The organism is Leekyejoonella antrihumi (genome assembly GCF_007845645.1).
GTDB lineage: Bacteria > Actinomycetota > Actinomycetes > Actinomycetales > Dermatophilaceae > Leekyejoonella > Leekyejoonella antrihumi.
This window is the reverse complement of the sequence record NZ_VCQV01000027.1, coordinates 46273-69770: the sequence shown is the minus strand read 5'-3', so window position 1 is coordinate 69770 and position 23498 is coordinate 46273. Positions and strand designations below refer to the sequence as shown.

Annotated in this window: 22 protein-coding genes and 1 pseudogene; 5 read left to right on the top strand and 18 right to left on the bottom strand. The window is 66.2% G+C overall.

Translation table 11 applies throughout. The features are described from left to right. Positions 1-506: 506 nt before the first annotated feature. The 7 genes and pseudogenes from FGL98_RS27175 to FGL98_RS17405 all read right to left on the bottom strand — a co-directional run bounded on the left by FGL98_RS27175 (position 507) and on the right by FGL98_RS17405 (position 6143). Positions 507-911: an excalibur calcium-binding domain-containing protein gene (locus FGL98_RS27175; protein ID WP_425461007.1), complete on the bottom strand. Its 405-nt coding sequence runs from the start codon at positions 909-911 to the stop codon at positions 507-509. Beyond that, positions 838-1143, bottom strand: a pseudogene (locus FGL98_RS26405) (HNH endonuclease family protein); the annotation flags it as partial. The gene FGL98_RS27175 and the pseudogene FGL98_RS26405, both read right to left, overlap by 74 nt. A 728-nt stretch (positions 1144-1871) precedes the next feature. Continuing rightward, entirely contained in the window at positions 1872-2357 is a 486-nt protein-coding gene (locus tag FGL98_RS17425; RefSeq protein WP_146318798.1) for a hypothetical protein, read from the bottom strand. Between the two features lie 612 nt (positions 2358-2969). Next, positions 2970-3233 (bottom strand): hypothetical protein, encoded by a 264-nt coding sequence (locus tag FGL98_RS25885; protein WP_222432239.1) that lies wholly within the window; start codon positions 3231-3233, stop codon positions 2970-2972. Positions 3234-3865: 632 nt separating this feature from the next. After that, entirely contained in the window at positions 3866-4069 is a 204-nt protein-coding gene (locus tag FGL98_RS17415; RefSeq protein WP_146318796.1) for a helix-turn-helix domain-containing protein, read from the bottom strand. Between the two features lie 251 nt (positions 4070-4320). After that, positions 4321-5787 carry a hypothetical protein gene (locus FGL98_RS17410; RefSeq protein WP_146318794.1) on the bottom strand — a complete coding sequence of 489 codons (1467 nt, stop codon included), beginning with the start codon at positions 5785-5787 and terminating at the stop codon, positions 4321-4323. Next, the gene (locus FGL98_RS17405; protein WP_146318792.1) at positions 5784-6143 is read right to left on the bottom strand and encodes a hypothetical protein; all 360 of its coding nucleotides are present in this window, start codon (positions 6141-6143) and stop codon (positions 5784-5786) included. The genes FGL98_RS17410 and FGL98_RS17405 overlap by 4 nt, the downstream gene beginning before the upstream one ends. Positions 6144-6357: 214 nt before the next feature. Between FGL98_RS17405 and FGL98_RS17400 the strand changes: the two genes are divergently transcribed. Beyond that, positions 6358-7218, top strand: a complete 861-nt coding sequence (locus FGL98_RS17400; protein ID WP_146318790.1) for a hypothetical protein — start codon at positions 6358-6360, stop codon at positions 7216-7218. A 223-nt stretch (positions 7219-7441) separates the two neighbouring features. Here FGL98_RS17400 and FGL98_RS17395 read toward each other — a convergent pair whose 3' ends face one another. Then, positions 7442-7975 (bottom strand): ISAs1 family transposase, encoded by a 534-nt coding sequence (locus tag FGL98_RS17395; protein WP_186526230.1) that lies wholly within the window; start codon positions 7973-7975, stop codon positions 7442-7444. Between the two features lie 375 nt (positions 7976-8350). On the opposite strand from FGL98_RS17395, the gene FGL98_RS17390 reads away from it, so the two are divergent. Then, complete coding sequence (locus FGL98_RS17390; protein ID WP_222432238.1) at positions 8351-9955, top strand: LuxR C-terminal-related transcriptional regulator; 1605 nt, start codon at positions 8351-8353, stop codon at positions 9953-9955. Here the strand turns inward: FGL98_RS17390 and FGL98_RS17385 are convergent. The 6 genes from FGL98_RS17385 to FGL98_RS26780 form a co-directional block, all read right to left on the bottom strand. Continuing rightward, the gene (locus FGL98_RS17385; protein ID WP_146318785.1) at positions 9879-12350 is read right to left on the bottom strand and encodes a penicillin acylase family protein; all 2472 of its coding nucleotides are present in this window, start codon (positions 12348-12350) and stop codon (positions 9879-9881) included. The two genes, FGL98_RS17390 and FGL98_RS17385, sit on opposite strands and share 77 nt — an antisense overlap. 107 nt (positions 12351-12457) lie before the next feature. After that, complete coding sequence (locus tag FGL98_RS17380; RefSeq protein WP_222432237.1) at positions 12458-13489, bottom strand: ABC transporter permease; 1032 nt, start codon at positions 13487-13489, stop codon at positions 12458-12460. After that, a complete protein-coding gene (locus tag FGL98_RS17375) occupies positions 13486-14994 on the bottom strand; it encodes a sugar ABC transporter ATP-binding protein (protein WP_146318783.1) in 1509 nt (502 codons plus the stop codon). The genes FGL98_RS17380 and FGL98_RS17375 overlap by 4 nt, the downstream gene beginning before the upstream one ends. Positions 14995-15065: 71 nt before the next feature. After that, positions 15066-16148, bottom strand: coding sequence for a sugar ABC transporter substrate-binding protein (locus FGL98_RS17370; RefSeq protein ID WP_146318781.1), 1083 nt, complete (start codon positions 16146-16148; stop codon positions 15066-15068). Positions 16149-16221: 73 nt separating this feature from the next. After that, the gene (locus FGL98_RS17365) at positions 16222-17070 is read right to left on the bottom strand and encodes a polysaccharide deacetylase family protein (protein ID WP_146318779.1); all 849 of its coding nucleotides are present in this window, start codon (positions 17068-17070) and stop codon (positions 16222-16224) included. A gap of 248 nt (positions 17071-17318) precedes the next feature. Then, a complete protein-coding gene (locus FGL98_RS26780; RefSeq protein WP_425461006.1) occupies positions 17319-17924 on the bottom strand; it encodes an acyl-CoA dehydrogenase family protein in 606 nt (201 codons plus the stop codon). On the opposite strand from FGL98_RS26780, the gene FGL98_RS17355 reads away from it, so the two are divergent. Then, positions 17923-18186 (top strand): hypothetical protein, encoded by a 264-nt coding sequence (locus FGL98_RS17355; protein ID WP_146318777.1) that lies wholly within the window; start codon positions 17923-17925, stop codon positions 18184-18186. The genes FGL98_RS26780 and FGL98_RS17355 overlap by 2 nt on opposite strands. Positions 18187-18490: 304 nt before the next feature. Here the strand turns inward: FGL98_RS17355 and FGL98_RS17350 are convergent, their stop codons facing one another. The 4 genes from FGL98_RS17350 to FGL98_RS17335 form a co-directional block, all read right to left on the bottom strand. Beyond that, the gene (locus tag FGL98_RS17350; RefSeq protein ID WP_246136610.1) at positions 18491-18859 is read right to left on the bottom strand and encodes an OsmC family protein; all 369 of its coding nucleotides are present in this window, start codon (positions 18857-18859) and stop codon (positions 18491-18493) included. A 324-nt stretch (positions 18860-19183) separates the two neighbouring features. Further along, on the bottom strand, positions 19184-19414 hold the full coding sequence (locus tag FGL98_RS17345) for a hypothetical protein (RefSeq protein WP_146318773.1): 231 nt from the start codon (positions 19412-19414) through the stop codon (positions 19184-19186). 93 nt (positions 19415-19507) lie between these two features. After that, positions 19508-20089, bottom strand: a complete 582-nt coding sequence (locus FGL98_RS17340) for a hypothetical protein (RefSeq protein ID WP_146318771.1) — start codon at positions 20087-20089, stop codon at positions 19508-19510. A gap of 184 nt (positions 20090-20273) precedes the next feature. Continuing rightward, complete coding sequence (locus FGL98_RS17335) at positions 20274-21071, bottom strand: hypothetical protein (protein ID WP_146318769.1); 798 nt, start codon at positions 21069-21071, stop codon at positions 20274-20276. Between the two features lie 264 nt (positions 21072-21335). On the opposite strand from FGL98_RS17335, the gene FGL98_RS17330 reads away from it, so the two are divergent. Together FGL98_RS17330 and FGL98_RS17325 are read left to right on the top strand one after the other, a co-directional pair. Continuing rightward, on the top strand, positions 21336-22451 hold the full coding sequence (locus FGL98_RS17330) for a DUF4192 domain-containing protein (RefSeq protein WP_246136613.1): 1116 nt from the start codon (positions 21336-21338) through the stop codon (positions 22449-22451). Positions 22452-22572: 121 nt separating this feature from the next. Further along, positions 22573-23256, top strand: a complete 684-nt coding sequence (locus tag FGL98_RS17325; protein ID WP_146318765.1) for a hypothetical protein — start codon at positions 22573-22575, stop codon at positions 23254-23256. Positions 23257-23498: the final 242 nt, after the last annotated feature.

Genomic DNA, 23498 nt, shown 5'->3' with positions numbered 1-23498 from the left:
TCGCGGCGAACTGGTCCCAGATCGGTTCGATGATGGAAGATGCCACGGCAGGCACAAGCCCTCCCGGTGACGTTGGGCGAGTCTCGACAACCCGTCTTCTACCGAGGCTTGTGCCTGCACCACGTCACGACACGCCGATCACACCGTGCCTATCCGCGGAACCTCTAAGTAGTTTTCCCGCTCGAACCACTCCTGCTGCAGAGCGTGTCGGCGCTGCTCCGCCAACTGTCGCTGTTGGGCGTAGGTTCGCGGCGTGAGCTTCCTGACCGGCGGCGACCTGTCGCTCCAGACTCCGCGAGTGCAGGAAAGCAACGACGGCTGCACCGGTGGCGGCTCCTGTCATGATGTCAGCGATCGCGGTGCCCTGACCGAGAGATAGTTTGTGCTTGGTCACCCACAGGATCGCAACCGCAGCAACGATGAGAACAGCGACGAGTAGCGCACCGGCGAGTAGAACCGGTGAACGACGCGCTATACCCTGCAGCGACCTCCATCAGCATCACGACTCACTCGCAGGCGACCCCGTCGCGGTCCAGTTTGCTGGAGTAGCCGGGCTGACCGCGGTAGATCGGCGCAGCGCCAGCGGCGCGCGGCGGTGCAGTTCTTGTAGTAAACGGCCGACGAGGGCTTCGGCGCAGGTGCCTTGGGCGCAGTCGTCTTGGGTGCCGGGGGAGCCGTTGTCTTCGGCGCAGGCGCAGCAGTGTGTGTGCGCGGTGGCTGGGCGCTGGTGGGCGCGGAACCGGCCGCCGGTGTTGCCGTGCCGTCGCAGTTGGACAGCACCCGGACCATGGCGTCGCGCTCGGCCACGGTGACCCACAGCCCGTACTTCTTCTTGACGGTGATCTGCCGAGCGACGTACCGGCAGCGGTACGCCTTGTTCGGCGGCAACCAGGTCGCCGCGTCCCCGTCACCTTTGGCGCGGTTCGCGCCGGAGTCCACGGCCAGCAGGTTCGCCGGGTCGTTGGCCAGGGCCAGGCGCTTACTCAGCGGCCACGCCGACGCGCCGGCCTGCCAGGCGTCACCGAGGGCGACCACGTGGTCGATGTCTATCTCGCTGCGTCCGCCGTAGACGAACCGGATCGACGCACCCGTGTACGGGTCCGTGGTCAGTGTGCCGGCCAGTACCTTGCACCAGTTCTTCATCGACCGGTTGATCAGGTCGCGGCGCAGGATGTCGTTGCGGGTGTCGCCGCCGTTGCGGTCGGCGTCGAACCAGGCCTGTCCGAAGGCGTCTCGGTCGTATCCGGTCTTGGCGGCGCGGCCCTTCACCGTGAGCCCGGCCAGGGCCGCGAGCGCAGTGCCCGCGGCGTGTGTCGTCTTCTTCTTCGTGTGAGCGGCGACCGTGCTCGAGCTCGTGAACTTCGGTGCCGACGAGGATGAGGACGACGAGGACGATGGCGTCTTCGACGTGGTCGGTGCAGGCGTGCTCGTGGACGCCGCCGGCGCAGTCGACGGGGTTGAGGTAGCGGCTGCCGTGCCGGCGGGCTTCGAGCCGGCGTCGGCGGGTGTACCGGCAACGGCTGCAGCACCGCCGATCAGTGCGAAGGCTGTCACCGCCCCGAGGGCCGCCGTGCCCCGGTTACGCAACAGTGCCCACGAGACGTGCCCGCGCGCCAGCGCGACCAGCGTGACGGCCAGGACATACAGGCCCACCATCATCAAGGCCCCGCTGATCCCGCCGCTGGATGCTCCAGCGGCTGCGCCGATGGCGGCAGCGACGAGCAGTCCGCCCCAGCCGTACCACCACGCGGCACCCTTGCGCTGATGACCGTTGGTCATACCGAATCGCCGCCCCTGGACCACGATGCACGTCCGCCGACGAGACCGCGCCGACAGTCGGCACAGTCTATGACGCGGCTTCGACACTGTCCTTATCGTGCACGAGCAGCCCGTGTACTCCGGCTGGCGCACGAGCGCGAGCAGAACCGCCGTCTGGTCGCACTCCGCAACGGGCAGAACCGCGCCCCGCACCACGCACACATCACGACGGTGCCGCGCCGGCCCTGGCCAGGTCGTGCACGGCTGGCGGCCAGTCCTTCCGGCGACATGACGGTGCCCATCTCCCGGCGTGCCGCCAACGCGGCGGCCGGATCCCGCGCCGCGACGAGCGTCTTCTTCGCGACGAAGGTCCGCCGCGCGTTGTCGGTGATCGCCTCACGGGTCCCGCTGACGACCAGCCCGCGGCTGCGCGCGAGGCCGTGCGCCCGGCGGTACGCGGCGGCGGTCACCCCGTGGCCCTTCCAGGCATGCAGACCGAGGTGCGTGAAGCGCCGGCCGCACTCATGGCACAGCAGGCCGTCGTCGTCCTCGTCGAGCACTCCGTACCGGCCGTGGCCGTCCTGTTCTCCGACGTTCACCGATCAAGGATGCCATTCGACGAAGTCCCCATGGCCTGTTCCCTCAGCGGGGTCGGGGCATGGAAGCTGCCGCTCGACGCAGACCGAGTCCCGGTTCGGGCCGGCCAGTACCGGTCGCAGTGCCTCCCGCACGTCGGCGCAGCGACGATCAGCGTCGCAATCTCGAGCCCCGCTGGCGGCCTGATCAGGCGGTGAGTTCCCGACCGGAGGCAGCACGCCGGGCGATGTGGTCCTGTGTCCGGGGGCTGACTCCCATACGCTTCGCCGCCTTGGTGATGAGCTCGACGGCCCGTGAAGTGGTCAGGTCGGCGGACTCGCCGAGGGCCTGCGCGAGGAGCGAAGGATCGTCGGGTCGGGCGTGACCGATGGCAGGCCAGTGAGGATCAGCAGATAGTTGTATGTGACCCCCGAGCTCTGGCTCGGCAGTCGCTTCCAGCTCCTGTGGACGGGGTTGTCTAGAGGTGGTCTAGTGGTTGCTCCGCGACAGCGGCGACGAGGTCCTCGACGGTGTCGATGTCGAGGTCGTCATGAGCTCGGCGGCATGCAGAATGATCTCGGCCGTCAGCGGCGCGCTCGGTCGCGTGTTGGCCGGCTTGCGGTTGCGGACCTCGGTCACCGCCCACGGCCGTGGCCCACCTCGGCGAGCGATCGCAGGGGCAGGGCTCGAGCACCGTCATCGAAACCGTGCGCGGCCTTGTACCTGTTGACCACGTTGACGACCGAGGAGTCGTGCGAGCCGGTCGAGTAGAGGGAGTCGCCGTTGCACAGCGCCATGCTCTTCGGGTAGCCCTCCGGGGTTGTCCACGGGTGAGGGTCGCCGAGGTTGCGGTCGCAGTAGTCGACGAGAGCGTCGATCTTGGACGGGCTGACGGTCACGGGCACTGCGTTGTGCAGGCGGTCACGCCGTCCTGGCGCGTGGCACGACCGTATCGCCAGCGTGCGCCCTCATACGTGGACTTCATCGCGAGCCGGCCCTGCTCATACGGGGGCAGAACCACTGCAGAGGCCAAGAGCACCCGTATCCCCGTGCTGCTCGAAAGGGGGTTGCCGCTGCATGACTGTCGGCGAGAGCGCGGTCGCCCCGTTCGGGAAGGAGCAGGTCGGAGCTGATCTCGACGGTCTCGCTGGCACGCGTCTTGGCGGCCAGATGCCCGCAACATGGTCATCGGATACGCCCGGGTCAGTGGGGAGAAGCTGCATCAGTCGGACAGGTCGACGACCTCACGGTCGCCTGTGGCGATCGGATCGTCGAGGAGCATGCTCGGGCAAACATGGTGCGAGCCGTCCGAAGTGGGACTCGCTGATCACGGACGGCTCTGTCAAGGGGAGTGCGCGTTGACTTGCAACAGTGGTCCTACATGCGGCCTGTGCACCGGCCCGGGAATCCAGGGCAACATTGTGGCGATGCTCGGATGGCACGTGCTGACCCACAGATCAGCGGATGTGTTGCTGTTCGCTTCTCCCGAGGCCGGTCCCGCGCAGAGTTGACCTCGTCCGGAGGGCTGGGCTCATGCGGTGCGACTGATGGTCGGGATTTGCACCAGGAGGTGGTCCACGTCGTCTGGGTTGAGTCTGATGACCCTAGGCCCGGCGCGGTAGGCGGTCAGCTCGCCGGCGGCGATCCGACGTCGAAGGGTCTTGGTGCACAGCCCGGTTCGCTCGGCAGCTTCGCGGAGGGTCTCGAATTGTCGGCTGCTAGGGACTTGGGTCATGGCGGCTCCTTTTGTTACGGGACCAAAGGGTGCCGGGGGCCATTGACCGGACAGGGCGGGCAGACACCTTTCGAAGCCGTGTGCGACGGCGGCGAGTTCGCGGTAGCCACCGCGTGCGGCCGCCTCCGACGATGGGTCTGGTGGGCATGGTGACTGGGCAGCCGGGTCAGGGCCGGCCCCTTGCAGCCACATCCGAGTTCGTGGCGAAAGGCATTCGTCCGGGCGTTGAGCAGATGGGATGGTCGGGTGACTTACCTGGATATGCCTGCCGTGGGGTGCGATCCGGGGTCGAGCGGAGGGGCCGCGAGGTGCTCGCCGCATGGGTGGATTGGTGGCTCCGCAGGTGGTCGGGGGGTCGGCTGTGAGGGCGCGGTGGCCTGGCGGTGTCGGTTGAGGTCGGTGCCGGAGTTCATCGCGATGCTGGATGAGGCGATGAGGTGCTGGCCCGCGGCGTCGAGCTGGTCGCGGATGAGATCGGGGATCGGTGCAACCCGGTTGGCACGGATACCAGTGAGGTTCACCGGGAACGCGTCAACCCCTTCGGGCTGAGGAGGTTGCTGGCGGAGTCTGGTGCTGGCGATGCGAGCAATGTTGTTGGTCGCCGCGAGGATTGGGTCTCCGGAGGCGGTGATCTCGTGGATTACGTGGGCGAGTTCGAGGCTGCTGGCCAGGGCCTGGCCGACGATGGGTGCGATCTGTTCCGGTCCGAGCCGGGAGGTGATGAGCTCGGGGGTCGCGAGCCCGGTCGGGTCGTGGGTGATCTCCTTGGTGGCGGCGCGGACTTCGGCTGCGGCTTGGGTCAGGGTGTTGTCGAAGCGCGAGGAGAGCGGGCTGTGCAGCTGTTGCCACAGGCCGCAGGCGTGTGACCAGTCCTGCTGGGTGGTCCGCAGGGCAGACCCGATCCGGGCGACCGTCTGTCCGTCGACGGCGCGCCGCTGAGCGCCCGCGTGCAGGAGGATGGCGGTGGTGTCCACGATCGTGGCCTGCGTGGCGGTGGCGAGCCAGAGGTTGGCGGTCGAGGGTAGCGTCGTCAGGGTGCGGTGGACCTGCACGTCCCACTGGCACAGGGCCTGCCCCAGCCGGGTGGCGTCGGGTGGGTCGCGGTACTCGCCGTTCAAGGCGCCGGGCCAACGGTCTTTGAGCCAGCCGGCGGCCAGAGTCTCGAAGGCGCCGAGACGGTCTTGGGCGTCCTTGCCGCGACCGATCCCGCGGGTCTCGGCGCAGGTGGCGTGCGAGTGCTTGAGCAGTCGAAGGTCGTGGGCGTGCTCGCCAGTGGCCACGGACACGCTGTGCCCGCCGACCCACAGGGTGTGCACGGTCCGGGTTCGGGCAGCCTCCAGGTCGGCGGCCTCGCGGGCGCTCGGCCCGGACCTGGAGCGTCTCGGCACGGGCCATCTGTTGGCGACCAGGGACGCGGCCCGGGTGAAGTTCTCACTGATCTGCAGGAGCCGTTCGTCGGGGGGTCCGTCTCCGGGCCAGCCGCGACGGATCTGGTCCCGGTGCATACCGTGAGTGATGGCCTCCAGCCGGTGCATGACGTCCGGGTCCGGCGGGTGGGGCAGGGCGGCCCACAGCTCGGCCGCGGACTGGACGACCTCGGGCCAGGTCCGCAACATCGCGGGTGCCGCCTCGCCGTCAGCATCCAGCAGGGTCAGCCGGGCCAGGTAGTCGGCGTCCAGCAGCAACTCGCCAACGCTGCGCCGGTCGGGGGGAGTCATCCCCGCGCCGCCCGAAGCTCCCGGACCAGGTCACACAGGGTGATGACCAGCGATGACGCGCCGACCGGCAGCCGTTCGATCGGCACGGTCCGCAACAGTTGCTCGGCGTCCTCGGTCAGCAGCAGCGGGTCCGAGCCGGCCCGATCCGGCACGTCGTAGAACGGCGGCGTGGTCAGCAGGGCGGATGCCTGAGCGAACGTCAGCAGGGCGCCCAGGGCCACCAGCCGGGTAGGCGAGGTGGCGCGCTCGGCGTCCGCGCGCTCGTGGAGAAGGTGCGTCGCCTCGCGCAGCAGACCCGCGACGCTGCGCAGGACTCGAGCCGCATCGGGGTTCACGGTGGTCGGCTGCGTCATCATGGTGTTTTCCTTCGGGTCGGTGGTTCGCACCCATCACGACAGACCGCGACCCGTCCGCGGTCGGACCAACCGGTGCCCTGTGGATAACTTCGGTGAGTGTCGGCGGCTGAGCGCAGACTGGTCATGCCCGACAAAAGGGGTCTTCCAGCTCCTTGGCGGACAGGGTTGATCGGCCGAAGTCGAATCGGCCGGCGCTGGTGGAAGGGAGACGCTGATGTCGGATCGGGTGCACGGGTGGGTTGCGGCCGGCCCGGCCGCACTGGCCAGTGGGATGCTCTGGCTGGTGACCGCAGCCTTGTTCCCGGACGGCACCGGCGCGTTGCTGCTGATCGCCGTGCTGGCAGGCGTGCTCGTACTGGCCTTCGGGTGCGGTGAGAACGCGATGCTGCGCTGGTATCTCTGGGTGCGCCGGCCGACGGCAGCTCAGACTGCGACGCTCAAGCCCGCCTTGGCGATCCTCGCGGAGCTGGGTGGCCTGCCGGCCGGGACCGGCGTGTACGTCACCCGATCACCGGTGGCACCGCAGGTTCAGGCGGTGGGGCGCCGGTCACTGATGATCTCCGCCGGTCTGATCGAGGGAGTGTTCTACGGGCGGGTTACCGCCCCAGAGACGGCCGCCATGCTGGCCTACGCGGGCAGCGACCTGACCCGCGGACACACCCGGCACCAGCTCGCCGCCGAGGTCGCGACCCTGCCCTGGCAGCTGGTCACGATCGTCAGTCACGCGATCGGCAGCAGGTCCATGGTCATTCCCGGTGTCCGGCTGCTGTGGCGGGCCAGGGGAGTCATCGGGGCGATCGCCGTCGGGCAGGCCCTGACCCACCACGGGCCGCCCGGGGTCGCCGGGCCGATCAGCGCAGCGATCATCACCGGTCTGGTCGTGATGGGCTACGCGGCCCCCATCAGTCAACGGATCCTGGCCGACCGGCACCAGGCGCTGGCCGACTGGGACGTGGCCCTGCTCGGCCTCGGCGACCCGCTCAGCCGCCTGGTCGCCCGCGGCCAGGCGGGGCCGTGCACGATCGACCGGATTCACCGCATCCGGTCCTGGTCCTGCCTGCCCGCCTGGCACTAATCCGTGTGAGTCTGGGAAGCCCTGCTGGAATGGACTACTCCCGCAGGTAGTCGCCTCAGCGAGGCTCGAGCCCAGCGTCAAGCCCAGAATGACGCGTCCCATACGAGCCACTTCGGCGCTGCGCGCCGACGACACGGTCTCTGATCCCCCCATGGGTCGACTTCGCGACCGCCAGTTGCCTGAACTGCCATCGGACAGATCTCCGGGGCTCGGCAAAGTCGGTTCAGGCAGTGAGGATGAGGTCGACTGGTCGAGCGCTGTCGCGGCCGTGATGTCGTAGCGCTGCTGCAATGCGAGTGTGTCCGGCGAGCCGCAATAGATTGACGGCGGTGTTGCGAAGGGTGGCCATGATCTGTGGGCCGGATCCTGTGCGTAGCTGATGGCGCTCTTCGTCAAAGACCATGTCACGCACCCAGTGCATGCTCTCGATCGCCCAGTGGCCTTGAATCCAGGCCGCGACATTGGCCGCTGGGGCGTCGGTCATGCCCAGTGAGCAGATGACGTAGACGACTTCAGTCCTCTTGTCGCCCTTGATGGTTCGGGTGCGTCGTACCTGGGCGATCTGGGCTGCGCCGGGAACGTCGACCCAGTCCGGGGCCTGCACGGCCCTGATGGTGCGCCGGACTCGACGACCGTGCGTGGCATCGACGGTGGTGATCGCCGGGACATCCTTCCAAGGCAGGTTCTTCAGTGCCCGGCGCAAGGTCCGCGTGAAGTAGACCGCAAACCGACTTTGCCGAGCCCCTGGATACCCCATAGACCCGGCATTTCTCATCAGAGGCCTGCCCGTTGAAGAAAACTCGCTGACGACTATGCTTACGCCATGCCGGTCACCGGTAGGGGCGTGCTTACGATGGCGCTGTGTCGGTCAGTTCCCTTCAACTGGCCAGTCATAACCCACTCTGCTGTGGGCTCCGCACGGTGCGTTCGGGCTTACCTACTCTGGTGCGTTCAGCGTCGTAGTTGTTTCGCGCTGAGCCTCCTGTGGACCGGTTGATCTGCGATGAGCATGACGCTTGGGCCTGACGAGTTCAGTATCGAGGTCGATAGCCTCGGTGGTACACCATTGGTTAGGCTAGGCTCGGTCCCGAAGGGGCTTCTTGAAGTCGCTGTTGCCCTGCGTGGGGGGCGAGTGCAGCGTTGTTCGTTCATCTGGGCGGACGACGACTCGCCAACACCTTGCTACGTCGCCGTGGAGAGAGCTCGGAACAACGGGTCGCTTGTCATTTCTGGTTTCTACTGTCACAACCTGCCGTTCGGGCTCACCGTGCGAGAGTTGGACGTGCTGACGCTCGTCGCAATCGGAAAGTCCAACATCGAGATCGCATCCCGGCTGAACCTGAGCGCCCGCACGGTGACCACCCACGTCGACCACATAATGGGGAAGATGAGTGTGCGCAGCCGCACGGCCGCAGCTGTTATCGCGGTCGACGGCGGCCTGCTCAAGGTGCCGTTTCCTGGCGGCGACGACGGCTTCGACCTCCTCGAGCTTGGGCGCGCGTTCGGCGGGACGGCCACCCGGCGGGTCGTCCGCCAGCCGCGTGTGGTGAAGAAGCCCTTCGCCTTCGGGGCGGTCCTTCCGCTGCATGGTCTTGCCGCTGCGGACGGCGCGGAGATGTTGCGCGGTGGCCGGCTCGCCATCGATGAGCTCAACCGCCGAGGCGGAGTCGACGGTCGTCAACTCGTAATGGAGATAGCGGACGTCGACATTCTCGATGCCGAGAGCGTCCGCCGTGGCCTGATCGCACTCGCCGAGCGGGACGTCGACGTGCTGACCTCGGGCTACTTCGCGCAACAGGACCTCGCACACGAGATAGTGGCAAACTGGGGTGTTCCTTATCTGCACGCCGCGACGATGCGCATGATGGAGGAGCGCGTCTGCAGCGACCCACGTCGCTACCAGAACATCTTCCAGGTGTGCGCGAGCGACGCGCACTATGCTCCCCGGTTCGTCGGGGTGCTCACCGGTCTGCGCGACACTGGGGGTTGGCTACCTTCCTCGAACCGGCTTGTCGTCATCCAGGGGGCGTGGGACCTCACCGACCTCGGCGTCGTGCAGGCATATGCCCTAGCCGAGCGTCACGGCTGGCAGATCGATGTCATCCGGATCTTCGGTGACGACCACGACTCCTGGGCATCACTCGCCGACCGCATCCGTCACGGCGAGCCGGCCGCGGTGATGATCGGCAACTACCACGTCAGTGGGACAGTGTCTTTCATCGACTCCTTCCTCGCCGACCCATCCGACACCTTGGTCTACGCGCTGTACTCGCCGAGCATCCCGGAGTTCCGGGAGCAGCTCGGTGAGCGCTCGGAAGGCATCGTGTGGGCAACCGTAACCGGAACCTACTCGGACGCACCGGCGCGCGCGTTCGCGGGTCGCTACCGCAAGCGATTCGGGGTCAGCCCGGGCCGGTCTCACGCGGGTCTCGCCTACGACCGTGTGCAATTGGCAGCAACGGCATTGTCGTTGGCCGCCAATCCGCGGAGCTCACGCGCGGTCGCCGACGAGCTGCGCGTTGTCATCCACCGCGGGGTCAACGGCACCTACTATTTCGGGAACGAGTCGCAGACTGCCTGGACATACCCCTCACCCGGCGTCGACCCTTCGCTGGCTCAGGCACATCTCATCTTCCAGATCCAAGATGGCCGACAACGAATCATCGACCCCTCTCCGTTCGCGGATGCGCGCTTCCGTCCGCAGTCGTGGCTGGCCCGCAGCCGCCAAGCCGACTAGCGCGGAGAACTGCCTCGACCGGCTCCGCGAGGCTCTCAGGGATCAGCCTCAGCCGGTGGCTGACGTGCTGCTCGACGAGGTCACGCGAGTAGAGCAAGGGGAAGGCCTCGTCGCGAGCCCAGGTGTCGAAGTGGTCACCGTAGTGCGGGCTGCTCGGCACCCCGGACTGGCCCGGAGAGTTCACCGCCAGAGAGTTGTCCCAGGCACCGACGTCGATAGCGATCCGAAAGCTCGCACCGACGGTCTCGACATAGTCCGGGGAATAGGTGGTGCATCCCAGCGTGTCGCCGCTGCCTCCCCGTGGCACGGGGCCCATCTCGGTCCAGTCTGAGTCGTGCTCGCCCAGTGCCTTCGACAACAGTCCGGCCTGCGGGTGGCGTAGATGCGCTCTGTGGAGGCTGCCCCATCGCCATGCGTTCACCTCGTTGCCCAGCAGACCTCGAACCTCGCCCATCGCGGCCACGAGCGACTCGACCAGCACCTGGCGGATCGTCGCCTGCGGGTTGGCGCCCAGACGTTGCCGGGGATGGGCAAGCAGGTCCAGGTCGACGCGGGGGTCTGCGGACAGATCCTCCGACGGCAGGATCCGCTCGAGCGCCGCGTTCCGCCTTGCGGGTTCGACGACCTGCTGAAGCGCTGCGGCGAGCAACCTCGGACGAAGATGCTTGCGGTACCAGACCTCGAACAGTGCCGCGGGGCCCGAGTCGCTGGACAGGACGCAGTCCCACCCACTCAGGAGGTCCACGGCGAGACGCACGTCAGGATCAGACACGTCCTCGAGCTTGTCGAGGTGCGCGGTGACGAGCCGGGCTGGCACGCTCAGGTAGTCGCACTGCAGCTGCACGCAGTCCTGGGTCGTCCAGTCGTTCCGACTGCCGATCACCTCGCTCATCCGGCGATGGCGTACATCGGCATACCAGTCGTAGGTGATGGTGCGTTCGACGTTCGGATAGTCCGCGGGCAGGTTCATCTGGTTGGCGGTGCCGAACCATCCGTCGGCCGGGTTCTGGGCGGACGGCAGCTCGTCGCCGTCGTAGAACCCGGCCCACTCATAGCGCCCATCTCCTGGCACCGGGAGCGTGCCGTCCCAGTTCGGCCGCACCGGGACAAGCCCGGCCGGCTGCCACCCGATCGTGCCGTCCGGTGCCGCATACACCTGGTTCTCGCCGGGAGCGCCCCATCGGTTCATCGCGGTGACAAACGACTCGGGGCTCGGCGACCTCATGTAGTCCATGCTCCCGAGGTACGGAGCCATACCGGGTTCCAGCCAGGCCGCGCGAACCGCGAAGGCCGTGTTCTTCTCCTGGTCCTGGTAGATCACCGGACCGTGACGGGTGAACAGAAGGCTGACCTGTTGGTCGGCCCCACCAGAGACCCGGACCGACTCGATGACCTCTTCCATCGGAGTCCACCGGCCTTTGTACCAGTACTCGCGGGGGGCGTCGGGGTTGGTCCTGTAGACGTACAGATCCTCTTGGTCGATCGCGAAGATGGTCAGGCCGAAGGCAATCCGCCCGTTGTGACCGATCGAGACCCCTGGCAGAGCCGGCTCCCCACCGCCGATGACATCCAGGCCAGGAGCGTTGAGGTGGGCGATGTACCGCAGCGCGGGCAACGTCACGAAACGGTGCGGGTCGTTTGCCAGCAAAGGGCGCCCGGTTGCGGTCCTGGACGGACCGATGACCCAGTTGTTGCTTCCCTCGGGGGCATTCAAGACACAAGGGTCTCGCTCGGACAGCACCGACAGATCGGGTGTAGAGGTGGCCAGCCGGTACACGTACAGGACCTCGTCCGGGATGAGCGACAGGTCGAGGCCGGCGGGCACCTGGACCTCGTGGGCAGGCTCCAGGACTCGCCGCAGGGACTCGACCTTCGGACCGAAGTCACGCAATGTCCGTGCTCGCTCGACCTCTTGTTCGACGTTGTAGTAGAGCCCGTGGCTACGGATTCGGGCGACATCACTCGGGTCCCATCTCGACGGAGCGTACCCGAGAGCGGAGAACTCCGGCGGGAGGAGCCGCGGGTCCTGGGCGGTCAGCTCGACGAACGCGTTCACACCCGCGACGAACGCGGACGCTACCTGCTTGGTATCGGCGCCGTAGGCCAGCCACTCGGACCTCATGTCGCCGCGGTACAGGAACAGCCGTGCCGCCCGGTCGCGCTCGACGTACTGCGAGCCGAAGACCTCCGAGAGCAGGCCCAGGCCGCGACGCCTCCACAGGTCTATCTGGAACAGCCGGTCCCGTGCAGCGTTGAACCCTTGCGCGACGAACACATCCCACTGCGACTGCGCGTAGATGTGCGGAACGCCCCATGCATCGACAACGACATCGACCTCCTCCTGCAGGCCGGGAACCTCATACACCGAAGGAGAAGAGAGCGCAGTGTCACTCATCCGTGTGGCCTCGTTTCTTAACTTGTGTAGACGTAGACGTGAGATCGGCCTCACGCACCCAATTACCTCGGACCCCAGCCAGATGAGCGCACCTGTCGATCATCTGGCTAACCTCGTCTGCGAGTGCGGGTCATCGCGTCGACGCTGACTGCCCCAACGACGATCGCACCCTTGGCAATGAGCTGCCAGTTCTGCGAGATGTTCAGGCTGTAGAACACATTTGTCAGCGTCGCTAGGATGAGCAGGCCGACCACCGAGCGCCACATGGCGCCCTCGCCCCCCAGCAGCGAGGTGCCGCCGATGACGACGATGGCAATCGCGTCGAGGGCGAGGTTGCCGCCTACGTCCGCCTGGCCGACGCCGAGACGGGAGGAGTCCATCATCCCCGCCAGGCCGGAGAGCACACCGGTGAGAACGTAGACACTCGCGTTCAGCCCCTTCACGCGCAGACCCGAGAGCCAGGCCGCCTCATGATTACCCCCAACCGCATAGACATTCCGGCCGTAGGTGGTCTTGGCGAGCAGGATGCCCGCGATCACGAAGACAATGATCAGGATCCAGATGGGGAGCAGAACTCCGGCGATCGTCGTCAGCGCCAGGGTCTGGTATGCCGGCACCAGACTGGGCTTGTTAGTGACGATGAACGGAGCCGAGTTGGAGTAGACGAACGCCAGGCCGGTGATAATGGACGATGTGCCGAGTGTGGCCACGAACGGGTTGATATTCATCCTCGAGATGATCAGCCCGTTGGCGACGCCGACGATCGCGCCGCCGGCAAGCCCGCTCAGAAGCCCGACAACGGCAGAGCCGGTCTGCAAGGTCAGGCCGGCGTACAGGGTGCCGCCGAGTGCATAGGTTGCGCCGACGGACAGATCGAAACCACCGCTGATGATCACGAAGGTCATGCCAGCGGCGATGATGCCCACTGCCGAGTTCTGAGTCAGGATGTTGCTGACGTTCGCCGGCTTGAGAAATGCCGGGTAAAGGGTCATTGCCACGGCGATGAGGAGAACGAGTACTCCAACCATGCTGAATCGGCCGACGAAGAGTCCGACTCCCCGGCGCGCGTCCAGGGCGTCGGTCGAGTCCCTGGACGTGTCGGACCCTGCGCCCGCGGCCGCAACCTGCCTCTTGCTCATGGGTTCTCAACCTCTCCGAAACCGAACTTCACGATCTGCTCGACCGTGTAGTCCTCGTGAGCCGTATCTACTTCGTGAACAACACGCCCGTGGGAGAACACCAGCAGGCGATCGGAGATCCTGATGACCTCTTCGAGCTCGGAGGAGGTCATGATGATCGTGGTGCCTTCCTCGGCGAGTCGGCTCAGAGAGGACATGACCTCGGACTTCGCGCCGATGTCGATCCCACGCGTCGGTTCGTCAACGAGCAGCACGTCGGGCTGGTATCCGGCCCACTTGGCCAGCAGGACCTTCTGCTGGTTACCGCCCGACAGGTTAGCCACCGCGTCACCGATGCGTCGGGCGTCGAAGCCGAAGAACCTCGCGGTGCCTTCGACAGCGAGCCGCTCACGCCGCGGAGACAGGAAGACCTTTGTCAGACTTCGACGGCCCAGCCAGAAGTTCGCCGAGGCGTTCATGTTCATCACCAGCGCGCTGCCCCGGCTCTCCGGCACGAGCACCACGCCCGAGCGCACCGCGTCGCGGACGTTCTTCGGCCACGGACACTCCCTACCCGCCAGGCGCAGGGTACCGCTCGACCCGGGTTCCAAACCGACCAGAGAGCGAAGGAAGGTCGTGCGACCAGAGCCCACCAGGCCCCAGAGCCCGATGATCTCGCCCTTCCGTGCGCTCACCGCGATCCTGTGGAGCGCCCCGGGCAAGGAGACGTTCTCGACTGCGAATGATTCGTCATCGAGCCGACGGCGCTCAGCATGCCGCTGGACATGGACGTCACGGCCGACCATGGCCCTCACCAGCGAACGCTTGTCCCACTCGGCACGGGGTCGGGCCCCGATCACCTCGCCGTCCCGCATGACCGTGATCGTGTCGCTGAGCAGCAGTACCTCGTCGAGGTTGTGACTGACGAAGACGATCGTGCTGCCCTGCTCCTTGAGCGTGCCGAGTACCCGGTAGAGCACCTCACGCTCGCTCTCGGCAAGCGCGGCACTTGGTTCGTCGAGGACAAGAATCCGCCCGTTCGCCTGGACACCGCGGATGATCTCGAGCAGCTGTTGCTGCGAGATCGACAGGTTGCGCACAGGAACGTCGGGGTCGATGGCCAGCTCGAAGTCGCTTGTCAGCTCGAGGAAACGACGGCGCATATCCCGCTGGCGCACAAATCCATTGTGTGCGTCCAGTTGTCCGAGAAACACGTTCTCGACGGCGGTCAAGCTCGGCACCATGGTCAGCTCTTGGTACACGACTGCCAGGCCGTGCCTCCGGGACTCACGGGGGTCGCCCGCGCGTAGGTCCTCTGCGAAGATGGTGATTGCGCCCTCGTCGGTGGCGAGCCGACCGCTGATCATGCCGAGCAGCGTCGACTTCCCGGCTCCGTTCTCGCCGACGATGGCGTGCACGCGGCCAGCGGCGACATCGACGGTCACGTCGTGAACGGCATACTTGCCGGAGAACTTCTTCGAGACTCCCCGACACGAGATCGCCGGGGCTGTGACTGTCACCGTCATGTCAGCGGCCTCGCGCCAATGGTGACGAAGTACCGCCGCCGGAGGGGTCGGGACCGCATCGACCGCACGGGTTAGTACTCCGGAGTGTACTGGTCGAGCGTACGCTTGTAGACGAACGGAGACTTTCCGCCCAGCTTCGGGTCCTTGGTGAGGTTGTAGAACTTCTTGACTGGCTTACCCTCGACGAGGTTCACGACTGCCTTCGCCGAGTCGACCGTCTCCTCCCGGGGGAGCATGATGATGGTGCTCTTAAGTTTGCCGCTCTTGACCGCACCGAAGGACCACTTGTCGCCGCCGAAGTCGTACACCGCGATGTTCTTGCCGCCCGTCGCCTGCACGACACCCTGCGACATGCCCGAGTAGTTCGACATCATAACGTTAAGGTCGGGATGTGACTGCACGATTGTCTGGGCGGCCGAGAATCCCTGTGCAGTGGTGTAATCGGTGTACTGCTTGGCAACAACCTGCCACTTGCCCGTGAACCCTGCCTTGGTCGCCTTGTCGAAGTTCTTCGAGTTGGCACCAAGCTGAGGACCCTCGATCATCGCGATCTTGGCGCCGTTCGGGTAATCCTTCTTCACCTGGTCGACCCACTGCTGATAAACATCCAGCGTCTGACCGCCGACATACGTGATGGTGCCGGGTTCCCACGTCGCCGCGCCGAGGTTGGTGTCACGTCCACAGATCGGGATATTCATGACGCTGACCACAATTCCAGCGGCGGGTGCGTTCTTGGTGAGAATGTTGCACACGAGGTTGCCGTCGTTCGCCTCGACGACGAAGGCGTTGTACTTGCCACTGGTGATGGCGTTCTGTATCTGGTCGTACTGCGTCTGGGCGTTGAACTTGCCGTCGAAGACACTGAGCGAGAAGCCCTCCTTCTTGGCATAGGCCTTCAGGGAGTTGATCCCGGCCTGAAGATACTGGTTGCTGGTCGCCGACGAGAAGAACGCCATCTTGATTTCCTTGACCGACTTGGCCTTCGGCGTGGGCTGGCCGGTCAAGGCCGACGCGGAGTGGGTCGCCGTCGGTCCGCCGGTCGTGCTGACGCTGCTGGAAGTGCTGGTGCCGCTCGGCGTGCTGCAGCCCGCGACGGCAAGCGCCGTCAGCAGTCCTATGCCGCCGACTGCGGCGGTCGTCATATGCCTCTTCATACGTGTCTCCTGTGGTGGTCGGGAGCCGGCGCCATGGGTAGCTCCGCAGTTGTGCGAGGCCTCGAACGGAACGTCATTCGGACTCACTCCACGTGTCGTAGATGTCGCTCAGCGTCGCGAACCAGGTGCCAGGGAAGGAGGCCATGTAGTCGATCAGCCTCTCGAAGCCGATAATGTTGTGCGCCCGACCGATGGTCTGCGGGTGGACAGTGATGGCCAGCACCCCACCGAGCGCGTTCTTGTACGCGTAGTCGAAGCTGTCCCTGAAGCGCTGGAACATGACCTCGGTCGAGCCGAGTCCCGGGTTGCTGCCCGGAACATACTCTTGGTGAGGGAAGTCATCGAGGTACCAGGTCACCGGAAACTCGAGAAGCGGGCTAGGCGGCCCGAGCACGCTGCCCTCCTCCCAACCGACATCCACTGGCCTCGGGTGGTAGGGCTCGAAGTCACGGCCCATCAAGGAGGAGTCCCACTCGAAGCCGAACTCCTCGAGTAGGCCGAGCGTGCTGTTTGTGAAATCCCAGGCTGGTGAACGGTACCCGCGTGGCTTCTTGCCTACGTACTTTTGATGTACCTCAAGCGTACGCTCCATGAGATGCCGTTCCTTGTCCACGTCCAGCGTCGGCACCGGTTCGTGCCAGCAACCGTGGGCGGCGATCTCATGACCCCCGGCCTGCAGGATCTCGTTGAACTGGTCGGTGAATGTCATCATCGTGTGGGCAGGCGTGCACCACGTCGCCTTGACGCCATAGCGTTCGAAGAGTGCGATCAGCCTCGGCACGGCAACCTCGGCGCCGAACTCGCCCCGTGAGAGGACGCTGGGGCTGCGCAAGCCGAACGTTCCCATCCATACGCTGTGCGCGTCGAAGTCCGCGCCGATACTGACTGCCAGGGTCTTGCCCTTGGGAAGATGCAGAGCCATGAAACTCCCTTTCTCAGTTGGGCACGGTCGCCGTCACGTGGCACCGGGCATGCCGGAAACGACAGGTCGTCTGACCTTGGCGTCGCGGAACGCCAAAGCCAAGAAGACGCGGAATAGCCGCGCGCGGGTGAGCGGTCCGTGCTGAAGTCGTTCTCCGGAGACGCACAGATCGGAGGCCCGGGGTGTGGCCTCTTCCCCGCGTGGTGATGTCACTCTATGTGTGTGAAGCCGCCCGCGCATCGGGCAAATTACGTACTACCGGCAAGTTGATTACCCTGGCTGCCCGAAGTTTCGTCTCCGGCCGGTCGACGGTCGCAGGCCGCGTAGAGCGCCTGCGCCGACATTCTCCAGAATCCGTCGAACTGCCTGCGAGGGCCAGGCAGATCGGCAGTGCGTCGGCGGCGCAGGAGGTAGCCCGTGTGCGCCTCGTCCGGTCCGTTCGCGAAGCGTAGGGTGCGGATCCCGGCATACGCCTGCGCCAGAGGGAAGTCGACCGACAGGCAACCGGCACCGTGCACTTGGATTGCCTTGTCGAGGATCCACTGCACGGTCTGCGGGGTCGCGATCTTGATCGCCTGGATCTCGGTGTGCGCGCCCTTGTTGCCGACGGTGTCCATCAGCCACGCGGTCTTGAGCACCAGCAGCCGCAGCTGCTCGACACGCACCCGCGACTCGGCGATCCAGTCCCGCACAACCCCTGACTGCCGTTCATGCCCGGCGTATGCCGTGGCACCAGGACCATCGACTGCTGGCGCTCGACCCAGAGGAGCAGGAACGGCGAACGCGAATGCGGCCTTGAGGTCGGGCTGCATCGTCTTCGGGATCTGGTCCTTCGGCGTTCTGGCGGACTTCATGGACAAACCCCAGACGACCTATCACGGCGTGCCGGTATCGCAGGTCGTCGAGAATTGGCGTGAGAACGCCTACCGCTGGCCGCACATGGAGACACGCATCATCGAGATGTGCGACGCCGCGATGGACGCTATCGATCCGCGCAACGGGCTCGTGCATTCCCACGTCCTGCCGTACTGGACCGGTCAGCGCGCGCAACTCCACAAACCGGTCCGCAAGGAAGAGAAGTGGGCTGTCCGCTCGGTCCAATTCCGGGCAGGTTGAACTCCTCGCTGCCGGTTCCGCTGGCTCATGGACTCCCTCACCCAGATCCTGGCCGACCACGACCCAGACGATCCAACGAGCCATCTTGCGAACACGATCGGACCACCACCACCACCACCACCGCTCGACCTCACGACAAGCCAGCCTCCTGACTAGAAGGAAGCCCAGAGATCGGTCGCATGATCGGCACACGCGCGATGTGCGTCACTCCGCCGCGAATGCAGCACGGCAAGGCTGCGCCTGTCGTGCTCCACTTGTGTGAGGTAGAAGCCATCTTCATGGGCGGCCGACGATAGAACGATCCTCACGCGCGCCTAGCGACGTGCGCGCCGGCACGGATGGCGCGTGGAATCTCCGCCACCTGATCCACCACAGCTCCGAGGCGTACCAGTGCTTCGGCCGAAGCGCACGAGTGAAGCGTGACCGAGTACTGGATCCCAGTCGAGTGCCATTCGTTGTCGAAGCTGCCATCCGCCTCGACCGCGACGTTGTCAAGCGCAATGCCGAGTCGCTTGGCCTCACGGTAGGAGTCGTTCAAGACGCACATGGCCACAGGCAGGTGCAACAACTGCCCGCCGTTCACAGCCGGCACGGCGACGACACCCGCTTCAGTCCAGGAGTGATGAAAGATCACCCCCGCCGAGGCTCGAAGGGTGCCTGCCCCGGCAGGCACGCCAAAATGGCGACAACTCCATACGGACATCTGCCGAGCCCACTGGAGCGGTGCTGCGTAACTCTAAATCTCCGGCTTCGCCGGACCTGGCCTCTGGTAGCCGCGATTGACGCGGTGTCCAGCCTCCATGCGGTGGTCGGACCCACCGCAGGATGCCCGCGTCTGTCGGGATGAGGGCGTCCAAGCTTCGATCGTCCGCACATCTCGTGTGGGGTGTCTCTCGCGCGGTTGAGGAGCCGGAACTGTCAAACCAACTGGACCTCGCCACACCGAGCGATGTTCAGCCTCAGCCAGTGATGCTGCGGACATTGATGAAGTGAACGATCAGCGGCTTCGCCCGGTCCATCTGGCTCCGAGGTCATGGTTGGGCGCGTCGGCGCCGGTGGGCCAGCCCTCGTCGAGGACCCACTGCGCCTCGGTCGTGCCGACGATGTCGGATCGGGCCGCCACCGCGTCTTCACATGTGCCGATCCGTTGCTGCTGACGGTCCTCACGGATCTCCAGCTCATCTTCCTGCTGCTCGCTTCGCCATGCTTCAAACTCGTCGGCACTCATGCGTTGCCCTCGTCCGTCGGACGATCACCGTTGTCGCCCGCAGCTGCGGACCGGGCTGGGTGAGTGCAGTTGATGTCTCGCGGTGGCTGGTCCCTATCGCAATTGGGTCCGGGGGAGTGACTCATCGCGATACGTCGCTTCCGGGTAGGGGAGTCTGCGCCCGAGGAGTCTGGCGGTCGCGGGTGACGCCGACCGCCAGCGGGTCTGCGTCGGGGCGCGGGTCACGGTTCGTCGGCGGCGTCCTCTCTCCGGGTCGGCGTGCTCCGGGGTCCAGACCTGAGTGGCGGCGTTGGTGACGGCCGACCGGATCATCGCAGCGGTCACCGGGGCGGTGTCCCAGAGGATCCCGATGTCCCGGTTGGAGAGGGTAAATGGGCCTTGCGTGGGGAGTTCGATGTCGGCTGTCGTGGTGCGGGTGTTGGCGGACCAGCGCATCGTGACCGCGGTGTAGGGGTGGCCGGTCAGTCCGACGTCAACTGTCACCCCGTCGGGGTCTACCTGTGCCGAGGACTCGTCGAGGTGAAGTCCGGGCACCACCTGCAGGGCGTGACGACCGCGCATCGCCTGGAGGAACACGACGGCGGGGTCCGCATCGCTCGGGGCCGCGGATGACGCGGTCGTAGGCTCGTGGTCCTGTGGCAACGCCCGGCCGCCCCGAAGTCTTCGGTCAGTCATGAGTTGCTCCCGCCGTGGACCCGTGAATCATGCTCTTCGGCTGACCAAAGGGGCAGAGGTCGGCCTCGGCGGACACAACGGGTTGGCGAGGGTCGCGGCGGGCCGGCCGGTGCGCCGGGGATTTGTACCTCGAGCGGAGGTGCGGTTTCGTGCGCGGCTCGGCTGTGCGGCATATGGGACTGATCTATCGGGCCGGCGAGCATGGTCGCCACTGGCTTGGTGTGCCCAGTCGTTTCCTGATGCGCAGCGCGGTGCGTGGCGAACGGTTGGTCGCCGAGGCGATCTGCCGGTCGGACAGCGCCTGTGCCGCCATCGTGGTGATGACCGTGGCCTGCTCGGCCGGGTGAAGTGTGGCTCGGTCGCCGAATACTGCTCTGCGGATGGCGACCTCGTCCACAAGAAGTTCGTTGGATTGAGCCAGTTCGCACGGTTTGGCTCCCGGATCGTCGATCGTGTCCTCGTCCCAGGCCAGGGGAGGCGGCCACCCTTTGTGGCGGGCTCTCCGGCGGGCGGCGGGGGAGGGGCCGGGTGTCATCGATAGTCGTTCATACACCTGGTCGATCTGTCGCCATCGGCCGATGGTGATGTGGTCCCGCCGTGCGGCGAGCAGTTGGTTGGTATGAGCAGCACCGGCCGCCGTCAGGGAGGGGCCGTCCCAGCCGAGGGCGCGCAGCGCGCGGACACGTCGAAGTGCGCCCAGGCTGGGGACCAGGCCGTCGGCCTGGTCTCCGTAGACGTCCCGAAGTCGCAGCTGTTTGACGCGGCGGGCGGTGCGTGACTGCACCTGCGCGCGACGTCCCGCGATGATCTGGCCGATTGCGGTGCCGCTCAGCTCGGTGATTTTTGCCAGCGTCCGCAGCGACGCACCGTGGGTGACCAGCATCTCCAGCCGTGCTCGAGTTCGCTCGGCGGGCACGTAGCGCCGGATGCCGCGAGCCCGGTCGCGGCTGTACTGCACCTCCCACGCCTTGTTGTAACCCATCATGGCCTTCCCGCCGGTGATGAAGAGGGCTGTGTGGCTCCTTCATTGACCAAGGACGTCAGCAAGCGGTCGCCGGACAACGGGGCACGCGTCTGCCTCGGTTCGAGCGAGGACTGCCCGGTCCGGTCACTGTGTCCGCCGACCACGGCCGTGTGTTCCTTGGTCGGTGACCAGTTGTTCCCGAGTGAAGGACCTCGTGATGTCGAATCCAGTGCGAGCACAGGCCTGTACGGCGGGAGCGGCAACCTCGGATGCGTGGCGATCATGAGCGTCGACCCACCGCTGGTGATCAGTGGACTTGACGGGTTGGTCGCGTATGCCCCGTATGCGGTGGGGTTTCACCCCGAGGATGCCGTGGTGGTGATCCCGGTCGGGTTCAACACCGAGGTGCCCGCGGCGCGCCAGGACATCGACGCGGCCTTGGAGAATTCGGACCTGTCGGCCGACCGGCTCCGGCGCGTGTACTCCCGCTACGAGCACCTCGAAATGGCCGTGCTGGCCTACACCGAGGACCAGGACCGGGCCGAGAAGGCGTTGGGCATCACCGCGCGCGCACTGCCCGAGAACGTCACGATCACCGCGCAACTGCAGGTCTCCGCCGAGCAGTGGCGCGAGACGATCAGCGAACGCACGGGACCGATCGACTCGGCGGTGTCCAGCCAGGTCGCGGCCGAGCTGGTGCTGCGTGGCAGACGCACTCCCTGGTCCAGTCAGGACGAGCTGGCGCAGTCGTTCGGACCCGATCACGTGCTCAGTGATCGGGTGCTGGCCGCGGCTGCCGGCAGTCGTGACCCGTCCCTGGCGGGGGAACGCGACTGGGTCAAGCGCACGGTGGAGACGGCGGTACGCACCCAGACCAAGCTGGGTGACCCGGATGCCGCCCGGCTGCTGCAGGACCTTGCCGATATCGGACTGCGTGACACCGCATGGTCCACCCTGACTGTCGACTGCGCGGCCGGTCAGGCCGCATTGTGGAAGGACCTGACCCGGCGCGCTCCCGAGCGATTGCGGACACCGGCCGCGACCCTGGCCGCCTTCTCCTACTGGCTGACCGGCGACGGCATGCAGGCCAGAGTCGCCCTCGATCATGCCCCCGCGCTGGACACCTACACGATGGCGCGGCTAGTGCAGACCGCCCTGCACCACGCCGTCCCGCCGAACTGCTGGACCCGGCTGCCCGAGCAGCCCGCTCCCACACGTCAGGAATCCCACGCGTGGGCGGCCGAGGTCGCCGCCCACGGGCACGCGGTCTCACCGTCCGCGAACGTCGATCGCGACGAAGCTTCCCGGCAACCACTCACGGCGCCGCGCAGCCGGCGACCTGAGCACCGGCAGCCGCCGGCAGGTGGACCGCAGCCCGGGGTCGGGCCAACACCGTAGGAGATCGTGATGACCGACCCGAGTATCGCCTTTCCGGCCAGCCCACGCGAGCAGTACTTCAATCAACTGCTGTGGCACCTGGGTGTGGTGGGGCGGCCATCCGAGACGGGCATCATCCGATGTGACAGCACTGTTGTCGATTGGATCCGCCTCACGCAACCCGATCTCGCGCGTCGACCTGACGGCGGGGCTCATGGGTAGCCCGACCTCGGCATACGCCGCCGGGCCCGGCCCGGAGGACTGGATCACGCTCTATCACCACACCAGCCCGGAGGCCGCGCTCAGCATCATGCGCGAGAGGCGGATGATCTCATCGTCGCCGGTCGATATGCCCTACGCATTCTTCTCAACACGGCCAGATGGCAACGCATCCGGTGTATTTCACTACGGTGCAGCGGCGGTCCAGGTGCGTGTCCCGGTCGGCATCACGCAGGTCGACGAGTCGTTCCATAGCGGCGAGCGTTACGTCAAGATCCGGCTGGAGGATCTCGAACCCTCTCACTTCATCCGGGTACACCGTCCCCAAGACAGCCCATCGGACGATCTGTCACAGGCCGACATCGCCGCGAGGCTGTCCGCCGACAACGCGAACCTCGGACCGACACTGCCGGGTTACCACTGGCACTCCGTCGTCAGGGCCCGAGGGTGGGAACAGCCCCGTCTCGACGGCGGCAACGGTGGCCAGCCGGCCGGCTTCGGTCCACCACTCAGCAACCAAGGCGAGACCCGTTCCGTCGGCGCAACCCGGGAACGGATGGACCCACCACCCACCAGCCGGATCGTCGGCTTCGGCCGAGAGCGCTGACGAGCGGCCCGCTGAAGGGCACCGTACTTTCTGAACGTGAGAATGGGTCTATGCGACGCTGCAGCGCAGGCCCGATTGAGCTCGCCGTCCTCAAGTGAGACTGCTCGCCGTCTCATTAGGGGACTTGATGTAGATGACGGTCGCTGCCAGGGGCACGCCGCCGAGGAACGTACGAGCGGGCGTCGGGGTTAGCTGCATCCCTTGACGTCCAGATCACTGAAGTTGCTCGGCCATGCCTAGCA